The sequence below is a fragment of the bacterium genome, from assembly GCA_035945995.1.
GTDB lineage: Bacteria > Sysuimicrobiota > Sysuimicrobiia > Sysuimicrobiales > Segetimicrobiaceae > DASSJF01.
The window spans coordinates 1-11,558 of the sequence record DASYZR010000040.1 but is presented as its reverse complement, the minus strand read 5'-3'; the positions used below and the strand labels follow the sequence as shown (position 1 = coordinate 11,558).

The window sequence follows — 11,558 nt, the reverse complement described above, 5'->3', positions numbered from 1 at the left end:
CCGCTCGTCGTCGCCGCACGCCGCTTCCCGAACGTCTCCGGCGTTTTCGTTCCCACGACCGGGCCGCGGCGGCATCGCGTGCTCATCGTCCAGACGGGCCGGGTGACCGCCTCGCCGCAACTCGTCGAGAGTGTCGCGCTCGCGGCGATCGACCGCGCGGCGCAGGGCGCGATCGGTCCGCATTGAGCGCGGGCAGAGGAAGGGAGACACGATGATGTCCGCGGTCCGGATCGAGCGCCTCGGCGAGCACGTCGGCGATACCGTCGAAATTCACGGCTGGCTCTACAACCTCCGCAGCAGCGGCGCGATCCATTTCCTGCTCGTGCGCGACGGCACCGGCCTGGTGCAGGCCGTCGCCGTGCGGGCCGATCTGCCCTCGGACGTGTTTGCGGCCATCGGTGCCCTGACCCAGGAGTCGTCGATCATCGTGGAGGGGACCGTTCGGGAGGACCGCCGCGCACCGGGCGGGTACGAGCTGTCGTTGCGGAGCCTGCGCGTCGTGCAGCTGGCCGAGGCGTATCCGATCACGCCGAAGGAACACGGCGTCGATTTCCTCATGGACCACCGGCACCTGTGGCTTCGCAGCAGCCGGCAGTGGGCCATTTTGCGGGTGCGGGCGGAAATTGAGCGGGCCATCTGCGACTATCTGGACGGCGAGGGCTACATCCGGATGGATACGCCGATCCTGACCCCCGCCGCCTGCGAAGGCACGTCCACGCTGTTCGACACCCCATACTTCGAGACGCACGCCTACCTGGCCCAGAGCGGCCAACTGTACAGCGAGGCGAGCGCGGCCGCGTTCGGCCGCGTGTACTGCTTCAGTCCCGCCTTCCGGGCCGAAAAGTCGAAGACGCGGCGGCACCTGACCGAGTTTTGGATGATCGAACCCGAGGCGGCCTATCTCGACCTCGAGGGCTGCATGGCCCTCGCCGAAGGCCTCGTCGCCTCTGTCGTCGGCCGCGTGCTCGAGCGCCGCGGGGGCGAGCTCCGGGCGCTCGAGCGCGACCTCGCGCCGCTCGAGCGGGTGCGGCCCCCGTTTCCGAGGATCACCTACGACGAGGCGGTGGCGCGGCTTAAAGCCGCCGGGCATCCGATTGCCTGGGGCGACGACTTCGGCGGGGACGAGGAAACCGTGTTGAGCAAGGCCTTCGACCGACCGGTGTTCGTCACGCACTACCCGACGCAGTGCAAAGCCTTCTACATGCAGCCGGATCCCGCGCGGCCCGACGTCGTGTTGGGCGCCGATCTCCTGGCGTCGGAAGGCTACGGCGAGATCGTCGGGGGAGGGCAGCGGATCCACGATTTCGCGCTCTTGGAACGGCGCCTCGACGAACACCGGCTGCCCCGCGATCAGTATGCCTGGTACCTCGACCTCCGACGGTACGGCTCCGTCCCGCACAGCGGGTTCGGGATCGGGATCGAGCGGAGCGTGGCCTGGATCTGCGGCCTCGAGCACGTCCGCGAGACGATTCCGTTCCCGCGTCTGCTGAACCGGCTCTACCCGTGACACGCCGATGGCGGACGTTGAACGCATCCTGATCGTCGGCGGAGGAATCGCCGGCCTCACGCTCGCCGGCGCCCTGCACCAGCGGGGATTTCGGCCGGAACTCGTAGAGCGCAGTCCCTCCTGGGACGAGATCGCCGTCGGGGCGGGGATCGGCGTGCAGCCCAACGCCATGCGCATTCTGCGCGCGCTCGGTCTGGATCGGGCGGTGGAGGCCGCCGGTTGGATCAACCCCCGGTGGTGTTTCTGCGACCAGCAGGGCGACGTACTCTGCGAAACCGATCTAGAGGCGCTGTGGGGCGACGTGGGACCTTGGGTCGCGATCGAGCGAACCAAGCTCCATCACGTGTTGGTCGCGGGCGCGGCGGCCGTGCCTCAGCGACTCGGTGTGTCCGTCACGTCGTTGACGCAGCACCGTCGCGGTGCCTCGGTCGGGTTTAGCGATGGTTCGTCGGCCGACTACGATCTCGTCGCCGGGGCCGACGGCATCGGGTCTACCGTGCGTACGCTGACGCTCAACACCGCGCGGCCGGCCGATCTCGGCGCGATGAATTGGCGCGGGATTGCGCCGATCCGCCCGCGCGGCCTGACGACCCTGCGATTCCTGCTGGGCGATGCGTGCTTTTTCGGCCTGACCCCGGTGAGCGAGGGGCGCACGTATGGCTTCGGCTACGTCATGCAGCCGAAGGTTCGCGACCCCGTCGCGGGCCGGCTGGCACGCCTTCGCGCCCGCTTTGCGGAGTTCGGGGATCTCGTGCGGGAATATCTCGGCGCCCTGGAGCGGGATGAACAGGTCCACTGTTCGGCGATGGAGTGGGTCGATGTCGATGAGTGGTACACGGGCCGGGTGGTGCTCATCGGCGACGCCGCGCACGCCAGCTCACCGCTGATGGGCCAGGGAGGCTGCATGGCGATGGAGGACGCGTACGTGCTCGCCGAAGTGTTGCGTTCGGCGGCCACCATGGAGAGCGCCCTGAGTACGTATGTCGGCCGCCGCAAACCGCGGGTCAAGTGGGTCCAGCAGCAAAGTATGGCCACGGCAGAAGCGTTACGCATGCCCCCCGCCGCTCGGAACGCCGCGTTGCGCGAACGAGGAGATCAGATGATGCGGTCGCGCTTCGGTCCACTCATTCCGGCACCCTAACCAACCCGGGCCCCCCCGCGGTTCATTGACGCGAAGCCGCTTGACCGGATAAAACGACTGTATTAAACTGTTGTTTGAAATGAACCGTCCAACCTCCCACACCAGGGCGCACCGGGCGCCGGCATCGACACAGCCGGGCTCCGACGATACCCGCGAGAAAGTGCTCAAGGCCGCGGAGGAGATGTTCGCGGAGCGCGGCTTCCACGGGGCGACGGTGCGCGAGATCTGCCTGCGCGCCGGGGCCAACGTGGCCGCGGTCAACTACTACTTCGGGGACAAGCTCAATCTCTATACCGAGGTGCTGCGGCGGTTCGTCCGCACGCTGGACGTGGAGGCCGCCTTGGCCGATCGCACCGCGTCGCCCGAGGAGCTGCTGCGGACGCTCATCCGGATGCGGCTGCGGAGCGTGTTCGCGTCGGAGCACCCGGATTGGCCGTTTCGCGTGTTGTTGCACGAGTGGGTGCAGCCGACCCCGGCGATGGACCGCGTGGCGAACGAGACCCTCCGGCCGATGTACGACCGTCTCCGCGGGATCGTCGGGGCGATCCTCGGAGTGCCGCCGGACGACGAGAAGACGCGCCTGTGCGTCCACAGCATCATCGGGCAGGCCATCCACTACATTCAGGGACGGCCGATTCTCGCGCGCATGTGGCCGGAGCTCGAGATGACCCCCGCTCAAGTGGACCGGATCGCGGACCACATCGCCGACTTCTCGCTCGCGTATCTCCGGCAGTTCAAATCCGAGCACCGGCGCGCGGCGCCGGTGGTCCGAGGACGGGAACGGACATGAGCACGCCCCAGGCCGCCGGCACGCCCTCGCCGGCGGCGGCGCCGCCCGGCGGAACGCGGCCCCGCGTCCGCCCCCCGAGAGGGGCAGGCCGGCGGCCGAAGCTTCTGCCGGTGGTCGTCGTGCTCGTGCTCACGGCGGCCGCGGTGTGGGTCTGGCGCACCTTCTTTGCCGCGCCCGCGGTGCCGGACAGCATCGTCACGCTGAGCGGCCGGATCGAAGGCGACGATTCCGCGATCGCCCCGAAGGTCGCCGGCAAGATCCTCGAGATCCGGGTGCAGGAAGGCGACAGCGTGCGGGCCGGCGACGTGATCGCGGTCCTCGACGACAGTCAGATCCGGGCCCAGGAAGACCAGGCCACCGCGGCGCTCGAGACCGCGGCGGCGCAGGCGCAGGCGGCCCGCGATCAAGTCGCCGTCCTCCAGCAGCAGGTGCAGCAGAACCAGCTCGAGTCGGCTCAGGCGGTCACCGACGCGCAGGGGCGGGTCCGGCAGGCCCAGGCCGAGCTCGCGACGGCCGAAGCGAATCTCGCGCAGCAGCAGGCCGCCTACCAGAACGCCGTCTTTAACCGGGACGCGTACACGCGGCTCGCGCAGCAGGGGGCCGTGTCCCAGCAGCAGCGCGTCCAGGCGGTGACGGCCGCGGAGCAGCAGGCGGCCGCCGTCGCCGCATCGCGGCGGCAGGTCGACGCCGCGCGCGGCGCCCTCACCGCGGCCGAGGCGAGCCTCACCAACCCCGCCATCCGGAACGCCGCGACCACGCAGGTGCAGAAGCAGATCCTGCAACAGGAGGCGACGATCGCCAGCGCCAACGCGCAGGTGACCCAGGCCCGCGCAAAGGTCGCCGAGGCGGAGGCCAACCGCCGGGACCTGGTGATCCGGGCGCCGTTTGGCGGGACTGTGATCACCCGGGCCGCGGAACCAGGCGAGGTCGTGACGGCCGGCACGGCGATCGTGACCCTCCTCAATCTGGGCCAGGTGTACCTCCGCGGGTTCGTTCCGGAAGGCTTGATCGGGAAGGTCAAGATCGGCCAGCCGGCGCACGTGTACCTCGACTCCAATCCCAACCGGCCGGTCGACGCCTACGTGATGCGGATCGACCCCGAAGCCACGTTCACGCCGGAAAACACCTATTTCCGCGAGGACCGCGTGAAGCAGGTGGTCGGCGTCAAGTTGCAGCTCGCGGGCGCGTTCGGGTATGCGAAGCCCGGCATGCCCGCCGACGGGGAGATCCTGGTCCAGGGCCGGGCGTGGCCGAAAGGCTGGAAAGGGTGGCACAGCCAGTGACCCCCGCGCGGACGGTCGACGACCGCCCGCGGACGGCGCCGGCACAGCCGGCGATCCGCGTGCAGGATCTCTCGAAGCGGTACGGCCGCATCGAAGCGGTGCGCGGGATCGCCTTCGAGGTCCGCCCGGGCGAGATCTTCGGCCTGATCGGGCCCGATGGCGCGGGCAAGACGTCGACGTTCCAGATCCTCGCCGGCGTCATGGAAGCCACGCGCGGCACGGCCGACGTGTTCGGCGGCCCGGCGCGCGGCGCGCGCGCGGCGACGGGCTACCTCACCCAGACGTTCAGCTTGTATCCTGACCTGACCGTGGATGAAAATATCCGCTACACGGGCGACCTGCGCCACGTGCCCGCCCATGAGGCCGCATCCCGCGGGCACCGGTACCTCCGGATGTTCGGCATGGACCGGTTCGCGGGCCGCCTCGCGGGACAGCTGAGCGGCGGCATGAAGCAGAAGCTGGCGCTGGCCTGCGCGCTGGTGCCCGAGCCCCGCGTGCTGCTGCTCGACGAACCAACCACCGGGGTGGATCCGGTCTCGCGGCGCGAGTTCTGGGACGCCCTGGCCCATCTCGCCGCCGACGGTCTCACCATCCTCGTCGCCACGCCCTACCTCGACGAAGCCGAACGCTGCCATCGCGTGGCGCTGATGCATCTCGGAGCACTGCGCGACATCGGGACCCCCGTGGAACTGCGGACGCGCCTCCGCGCGCAGCGGCTCGAAATCCGCACGCCCAAATTGGACGAGGCCGAGCGTGCCCTCGCCGAGGCGGCCGCCTTGGGGGGGACGATCCTCGACGTCCAACGGTTTGGAGACCGCCTCGACCTGCTCACGCCCGACGCGGCCGCCGCGGAACGCCTCCTGCGCGACACGCTCGGCCGGTCCGGGCTCGCGATCGAAGACGTGCGCGTGGACACCCCGACCCTCGAAAACACGTTTGTCGCAACCCTCCGCAGCCTCGGTCAGGAGCCGCAGGCCGCGCCCTTTCCCGCGCGCCGCGCGCACGGGGACCGGACCGGGCAGACCGCGATCGGCGCCGTCGATCTGACGAAGCGATTCGGCGCGTTCACCGCGGTCAACGCCGTCAACCTCGAGGTGCACTACGGCGAAGTGTACGGACTCCTGGGCGCCAACGGGGCGGGCAAGACCACGACGATCAAGATGCTCTGCGGCCTGCTGGAACCAAGCGGGGGAGAGGTCGAGCTCGCCGGCGAGCGCGGCAGCCTGCGCTCGACGGCGGTGCGGCAGCGGGTCGGCTACATGTCGCAAAAGTTCTCCCTGTACAACGACCTCACGATCGAGGAAAATTTGAATTTCTTCGCCGGCGTCTACAGCGTGCCCCCGGAGGAGCGCGAGGAGAAGCGCCGGTGGGTCCTCGCGTTTTCAGGCCTCGAGGGCAAGGAACGAGAGATCACGGGGCGCCTGCCCGGCGGATGGAAGCAGCGCGTGGCGTTCGGCGCCGCGATCATGCACGAGCCGGACGTCCTCTTTCTCGACGAGCCGACCTCCGGTGTGGATCCACTCGCCCGCCGCGCCTTCTGGGCCATGATCAACCGGCTGGCCGATGCCGGAACGGCGATCCTGGTGACCACCCACTACCTCGAAGAGGCGGAGCAGTGCAACCGCATCGGACTCATGGTCGCCGGCGAGCTCGTCGCCGAGGGCGCCCCCGATGACATCAAGCGCCGGGAGATGGCGCACCGGCACCTGCTGGAGGTCAACGTGGACCAGCCGCAGCGCGCGGTGGACCTGCTGAAGCAGGGAACGGAGGCCTGGCGGATCTCGCTGTTCGGCGACCGGCTCCACGTCATCACCGACCAGGACGCCGGGCGGGGCATCCGCACCCTCACGGACACGCTCGCGGCCGGCGGGGTGCGCGTCCTCGCCGCTCGCGAAGGACGGTTCTCGCTGGAAGACGTCTTCATCAGCATCGTCGAGCGCGCACGGCTGGAGGGCAAAGTTGCCTCGGACGACGGGGCCTGATCGATGACGCGGGCCCTGGCCCAGACGAGGAAGGAGCTGATCCAGTTCCTCCGTGACCGGCTGTCGCTCGTCCTGGCCCTCGTGTTGCCGCTCGGGCTCGTCCTGCTGCTGGGCCGGGCGTTCTCGTTGTCCGTCAGCAGCGTGCCGATCGTGGTCCAGGACCTCGACCAGTCCACGGCCTCGCAGCGGCTGGTCGACGCGTTTCGCGCGTCGCTGACGTTCCACGTGGTACCGTGGCCGGTCGACCGCCAACCGGACCGGGCCCTCGTCCTGAACGCCGCCCGCGCCGTCCTGATCATCCCGCCGTACTTCGGCCGCGACGTCGCGCGTGGAGATCCGGCGGCCGTCCAACTCCTGGTCGACGGCTCGGATGCCAATACTGCCAGGCTGGTGGCCGGCGATGCCGGCACGATCGTCCAGGCCTATAATGCGGGGTCGGTGGGGATCGGGCACCCCGCGCCGGTCCAGACGGCGATCCGCCTCTGGTTCAATCCCGGGGAATCGACGCCCAAGTTCTACGGGCCGGGCATCTTCGTCATGGCGCTGTCGATGTTCCCGGCGCTGCTCGCCACGCTCGCCATGGCGAAGGAGGGGGAGCAGCGAACGATCCTCCAAGTCTACGTGTCCAGCATCTCCGCGCACGAGTTCCTGCTCGGCAAGATCCTCGCGTTCGTGGCCGTCGCGCTCACCGAAGCGCTCGTCCTGCTGCTCTTACTGTTCACCGATTTCGGCGTCCGCTTCGCCGGCGACCCGACGCCGTTTCTCGTGGCGACCGTGCTCTACGCCTTCTGCGTCGCGGCCTTCGGCACGATGGTGGGCGCGGCGGTCCCGAACCAGGCCGCCGCGATGCAGGCGGTGGCCTTCGGGGGCTTCCTCCTCGTGATGCTGCTGTCCGGCCTCTTGTTCCCGATCGAGAATATCCCCGCCGGTCTTCGCTGGATCAGCAATCTGGTGTGGGGGCGGTATTACATTGAGGTTGTGCGCGACGCGTTTCTACAGGCCGGCGGGTGGGTGACGACGTGGTACAAGGTTCTGATCATCGGCGTGATCGGGACGATCTTCTACGGAGTGGCGTGGCGGACGATGCGCCGGATGCAGCTCCCGGATTGAGCGGCGGATGAGCGCGCTCCTCGGCGGGCTCGTCTCGGGCCGCTTCCGCGCCCTCCTGGCGAAGGAGTTCCGGCAGATCCTCCGCGACCGCCGTCTGGTCTTCTCGCTCACCGTCGCCCCGGTCCTCCAGCTGCTGCTCCTGGGATCGGTGCTGAACGCGGACGTGTCGAACGTGAGCCTGGGCGTGGTCGACGACAGCGGCACCCCGGAGAGCCGCGAGCTGGTGGCCGAACTCACCCAGAGCCGGAGCTTCCGCCTGGGCGGGTATTACCTCTCCGCGGACCGTCTCGGGGCGGCGATCAGCCGGGGGACGATCGACGCCGGCGTCGTCATCCCCCACGACTTCGCCCGCGACCTCGTGCGCGGCCGTCCGGTGACCGTGCAATTTCTGTTGAACGCGATGAACGTGAACACCGCCCAGATCAGCCGCGGGTACGCCGAAGGCGTGGTGCAGGCCTACAGCGCCGGGCTCGCGGCGCAGGGCCTGCACGCGACCTTCCGGCGGATCGCCGCGCCGGCCGTGAGCGAACGGGGGGCGGTGGTCCTCGCTCCGGCCTTCCTGTTCAACCCCGGTCTCGTGAGCTCGTGGTTCATCACGACCGGGGTGTTCGGGATGCTGCTGATTCTGAACGGCACCCTCATCTCGTCCACCGTCATGCTGAAGGAGCGTGAGTTCGGCACGATCGAGCAGCTCCTGATGTCTCCGGCCAGCACCGCCGAGGTCATTCTCGCCAAGATCGCGCCGGTGTTTGTCCTCCTGTCCGCGATGGCGCTCCTCGCGCTGGGGCTGATCCGGGTGGCTTTTCACGTCCCGTTTCAGGGCAGCGTGATCGTGGTGTTGGGCGGGTCCGGGTTGTGCCTGCTCTCCGGCATCGGGCTCGGGACCCTGCTCGCGACCTTCACGCAGTCCGCGGCGCAGGCGCTGCTCACGGTGTTCTTCATCAACCCGCCGCTGACGTCCCTGTCCGGAGCCCTCATGCCCGTGGAGGCGATGCCGCGGTGGATGCAGCCGCTCGTGGTCGTGAACCCGATCTATCACTTCGGCCGGATCACCCGCGGCGCCCTGATCAAGGGCAGCGGGTTCGAAACGCTCTGGCCGAACTTCGTGGCGCTCCTGGTGTTCACCGCGGTCCTGCTCTCGCTAAGCGTCTGGCGGTTTCGCCGGCAGCTCGGCTGAGGCCGTCGCGGGCCCGCCGCACCCGCCGCACGCGGGCGGTTGTGACGTCTCCCGGCATATGGTATACTCCTAGCGGCATCAAGTCGGCGCGTCTGCGGGGAGTGGGTAGTTGCACCCACTCTTTCGTTTCTTAGGGGCGTTCCGGGGCGGCGCGGGCGGTGAACGGGAACAGGCGGCGGGAAATGGCAAGCCAGATCGAGACGCTGGCCGTGCCGATCGGGGCCCGGATGGGTCTTGAGATCGTGGACGTCGAGGTCTCGGGCGACGTCCGGCATCCGGTCGTCCGCGTTCTGGTCGATGCCGACCGCGGGGCCGGGGTTGAAGACTGCGCGCGGCTGAACGAGGCGCTCAGCCGGGAGCTCGATCTCTACGATCTACCGATCGAGCGCTACATGCTCGAGGTGGCGAGCCCGGGGCTGGACCGGGCCCTCCGGAAGCCGGGCGAGTTCGTCCGGTTCGCCGGGCGGGCGGTGGCGGTCACCACGCACGCCCCGGTCGACGGACAGCGCCGCTTTCGCGGGCGCCTGCTGGGGCTGGTCGACGGACGAGCCGCCGTGCAACTGGAGGACGGGCGCGAGGTACGCTTCGGCCTGGACGAGATCGCGCAGGCGCGCCTGGTCGTCGAGGAGGACGTGTTGCGCCAAGACTTGAGGCGCGCCTAGGCCCCGAGGGTGCCCCCTGAGGGGGCGGGCGGCCGGTGGGTGGTGGAGGTGCCCGGTGAACAATCAGGAGTTGATTCGGGCGGTTCGGCAGCTCGAAGAGGAGAAGGGCCTCAGCACGGACGTGCTGGTCGAGGCCATCGAGGCCGCGCTGCTCTCGGCGTACAAGAAAAATTTCGGGCAGGCCGCGCAGAACATCCGCGTCGAGCTGGACCGTGAGACGGGCGAACAGCACGTGTACAGCGTGCGGACAATCGTCGGCGAGGTGGTGGACCCGAACTTGGAAGTGCCGCTCGCCGAGGCGCGGCAGTGGGATCCCGACAGTCAGATCGGCGATATCGTCGAGGTCGAGGTGACGCCGAAGGACTTCGGCCGCATCGCGGCCCAGACGGCGAAACAGGTCATCGTGCAGCGCATCCGGGAAGCCGAGCGCGACATGGTGTACCGGGAATTCCGGGACCGCGAAGGCGACATCGTCACCGGCACCGTGCAGCGCGTCGAGCGCCGGAACGTGTACATGGATCTCGGCCGCATCGAGGCCGTGCTGCCGCCGACGGAACAGGTGCCGCGCGAGGGGTATCGGCAGAACGACCGCGTGAAGGCCTACGTCGTCGAGGTCAAGCAGGGGAACCGCGGACCGCAGATCGTCGTCAGCCGAACGCACCCGGGGCTGCTCAAGCGGCTGTTCGAGCTGGAAGTGCCGGAGATCTACGAAGGCATCGTCGAGATCAAGGCGATCGCCCGCGAGGCCGGCGCCCGCAGCAAGGTCGGCGTCCTCTCGCGCGACCGCAACGTCGACGCGGTCGGCGCGTGCGTGGGGCCAAAGGGGACGCGGGTCCAATCGATCGTCGACGAGCTGCGCGGCGAAAAGATCGACATCGTTCCCTGGTCGGCCGATCAGGCGACGTTCGTGGCCAGCGCCCTCAGTCCGGCGAAGGTGATCCGGGTCGAAATCCACGACGAGACGAAGACGGCGCTGGTGGTCGTGCCCGACAACCAGCTGTCGCTGGCCATCGGGAAGGAAGGACAAAACGCCCGGCTCGCCGCCAAGCTGACGGGCTGGCGAATCGATATCAAGAGCGAGTCCCAGATCAAGGAGCTCGAGGCCCGGAAGATCTTCGCGGATCTGCCGGTGGAGGAGCCCGCGGCCGACACGCAGCCCGCGGCCGAGGCCGGCGCTCCGGCGGCCGAACCGGCCGCGGAGGAACCGGTGGGGCCCGCGGCGCAGCACGAGCCGGCTCACGCCGAGCAGCTCGGGACCGAAGGACAGGGCGAGCGGCCGGCGCAACACGCGGGCGATCGGGCGGGCAGGGGTTAGCGGGGTGCCGAAAGTACGCAGGGTGCCGCAGCGGCAGTGCGTCGCGTGCGGGCAGGTCCGGCCCAAACGGGAACTGGTGCGGATCGTTCGGACGCCGGCCGGTGACGTGCGCGTCGACGCCACGGGAAAAGTCTCGGGGCGCGGCGCCTACGTGTGCCCGGACGATGCGTGCGTGGACCGCGCCGTGCGCGGAGGACGGCTCGCCGGCGCGCTCGCGCAGCCGCTGGCGGAGGACATCGGACAGCGCCTGCGCGAAACGATTGTCCGGCCGGCCCCGGCCCGGGCGCCGGTGGTACGGCGCGTGTCACTTCGGGAACAGCGAACGCGTTCGGATGGTGAAACGGAGGGGTCCTGGTGAAGGTACACGAGCTGGCCAGGGAACTCGGCCTGACCAGCAAGGAACTAATCGACCGGCTGGAGGCCATGAAGGTCTCGGTCCGCAACCACATGTCCGTACTCGACGCGGATACCGTGGCGCGGCTCCGGCGCGGGGCCGCGGCCCCGGCCGCCTCTCCGGCCGGCACGCCACCCCCCTCGCCGGAGCCGGCGCGCGGGCCGGGCCGAGCCGTCGCCGACGACAAGGTGCGGCAG

Annotated in this window: 12 protein-coding genes; all 12 read left to right on the top strand. The window is 69.5% G+C overall.

Going from position 1 to position 11,558, the window contains the following annotated elements; genetic code table 11:
* A partial coding sequence (locus VGZ23_03430; protein ID HEV2356647.1) for a hypothetical protein occupies positions 1 to 186 on the top strand: 186 nt, incomplete at its 5' end.
* A gap of 28 nt (positions 187 to 214) precedes the next feature.
* Positions 215 to 1,507, top strand: coding sequence for an asparagine--tRNA ligase (asnS, locus tag VGZ23_03425; protein ID HEV2356646.1), 1,293 nt, complete (start codon positions 215 to 217; stop codon positions 1,505 to 1,507).
* A gap of 7 nt (positions 1,508 to 1,514) precedes the next feature.
* Positions 1,515 to 2,648: an FAD-dependent monooxygenase gene (locus VGZ23_03420; GenBank protein ID HEV2356645.1), complete on the top strand. Its 1,134-nt coding sequence runs from the start codon at positions 1,515 to 1,517 to the stop codon at positions 2,646 to 2,648.
* 79 nt (positions 2,649 to 2,727) lie between these two features.
* Positions 2,728 to 3,438: a CerR family C-terminal domain-containing protein gene (locus VGZ23_03415; GenBank protein ID HEV2356644.1), complete on the top strand. Its 711-nt coding sequence runs from the start codon at positions 2,728 to 2,730 to the stop codon at positions 3,436 to 3,438.
* On the top strand, positions 3,435 to 4,721 hold the full coding sequence (locus VGZ23_03410; protein ID HEV2356643.1) for an HlyD family efflux transporter periplasmic adaptor subunit: 1,287 nt from the start codon (positions 3,435 to 3,437) through the stop codon (positions 4,719 to 4,721). Before VGZ23_03415 ends, VGZ23_03410 begins: the two co-directional genes overlap by 4 nt.
* Positions 4,718 to 6,703 (top strand): ATP-binding cassette domain-containing protein, encoded by a 1,986-nt coding sequence (locus VGZ23_03405; protein ID HEV2356642.1) that lies wholly within the window; start codon positions 4,718 to 4,720, stop codon positions 6,701 to 6,703. Before VGZ23_03410 ends, VGZ23_03405 begins: the two co-directional genes overlap by 4 nt.
* A gap of 3 nt (positions 6,704 to 6,706) precedes the next feature.
* Complete coding sequence (locus tag VGZ23_03400) at positions 6,707 to 7,813, top strand: ABC transporter permease (GenBank protein HEV2356641.1); 1,107 nt, start codon at positions 6,707 to 6,709, stop codon at positions 7,811 to 7,813.
* Between the two features lie 7 nt (positions 7,814 to 7,820).
* Positions 7,821 to 8,990 (top strand): ABC transporter permease, encoded by a 1,170-nt coding sequence (locus tag VGZ23_03395; GenBank protein HEV2356640.1) that lies wholly within the window; start codon positions 7,821 to 7,823, stop codon positions 8,988 to 8,990.
* Positions 8,991 to 9,172: 182 nt separating this feature from the next.
* A complete protein-coding gene (gene rimP, locus VGZ23_03390; GenBank protein ID HEV2356639.1) occupies positions 9,173 to 9,652 on the top strand; it encodes a ribosome maturation factor RimP in 480 nt (159 codons plus the stop codon).
* Between the two features lie 55 nt (positions 9,653 to 9,707).
* Entirely contained in the window at positions 9,708 to 10,967 is a 1,260-nt protein-coding gene (gene nusA / locus VGZ23_03385) for a transcription termination factor NusA (protein ID HEV2356638.1), read from the top strand.
* Between the two features lie 4 nt (positions 10,968 to 10,971).
* Positions 10,972 to 11,325 carry a YlxR family protein gene (locus tag VGZ23_03380; protein ID HEV2356637.1) on the top strand — a complete coding sequence of 118 codons (354 nt, stop codon included), beginning with the start codon at positions 10,972 to 10,974 and terminating at the stop codon, positions 11,323 to 11,325.
* A partial coding sequence (locus tag VGZ23_03375; protein ID HEV2356636.1) for a translation initiation factor IF-2 N-terminal domain-containing protein occupies positions 11,322 to 11,558 on the top strand: 237 nt, incomplete at its 3' end. The genes VGZ23_03380 and VGZ23_03375, both read left to right, overlap by 4 nt.

Bases quoted from the DNA above. Each gene is read 5' to 3' on its own strand.
- asnS (HEV2356646.1), top strand. From the start codon at position 215: ATGTCCGCGGTCCGGATCGAGCGCCTCGGCGAGCACGTCGGCGATACC.
- VGZ23_03420 (HEV2356645.1), top strand. From the start codon at position 1,515: ATGGCGGACGTTGAACGCATCCTGATCGTCGGCGGAGGAATCGCCGGC.
- VGZ23_03415 (HEV2356644.1), top strand. From the start codon at position 2,728: ATGAACCGTCCAACCTCCCACACCAGGGCGCACCGGGCGCCGGCATCG.
- VGZ23_03410 (HEV2356643.1), top strand. From the start codon at position 3,435: ATGAGCACGCCCCAGGCCGCCGGCACGCCCTCGCCGGCGGCGGCGCCG.
- VGZ23_03400 (HEV2356641.1), top strand. From the start codon at position 6,707: ATGACGCGGGCCCTGGCCCAGACGAGGAAGGAGCTGATCCAGTTCCTC.
- VGZ23_03395 (HEV2356640.1), top strand. From the start codon at position 7,821: ATGAGCGCGCTCCTCGGCGGGCTCGTCTCGGGCCGCTTCCGCGCCCTC.
- rimP (HEV2356639.1), top strand. From the start codon at position 9,173: ATGGCAAGCCAGATCGAGACGCTGGCCGTGCCGATCGGGGCCCGGATG.